Source organism: Pseudoalteromonas sp. S3178, from assembly GCF_005886985.1.
GTDB lineage: Bacteria > Pseudomonadota > Gammaproteobacteria > Enterobacterales > Alteromonadaceae > Pseudoalteromonas > Pseudoalteromonas carrageenovora.
On sequence record NZ_PNCW01000348.1, the window covers coordinates 1 to 371 of the forward strand.

Annotated in this window: 1 pseudogene; it reads left to right on the forward strand. The window is 52.3% G+C overall.

What is annotated here, in order from left to right:
- Window positions 1-371: pseudogene (locus CWC11_RS21260) on the forward strand (leucyl aminopeptidase family protein); the annotation flags it as partial.

The window sequence follows — 371 nt, forward strand, 5'->3', positions numbered from 1 at the left end:
AACACTAACAGGTCACGCAGCGCGCGCCATGGGCCCTTACAGTGCCTATGTTGAGAATGGTCCTGCACGAGCTGCACAAGTATCTCGCAAGATTGCAGATATGGGCGACTTATGGGCTGACTGCGCGGAAGTATCGCGTAGCCGACGCGAAGACTATGACTTTGTAAAACCACGCACCCTTGCGGATGATGTGCTATCGAGTAACAACGCTCCATCGGCGGTTACCGCTCGTGGTCACCAATTCCCAATGGCATTTTTGGCAATTGTTGGTGGCTTAGACAAGCATGGTTGTAATGCTGAATTGCCAATTCCGTATGTACACATGGATATTGCAGGTAGCGGCGTTGAAGGTGGCGACTGGCAGCATGGCA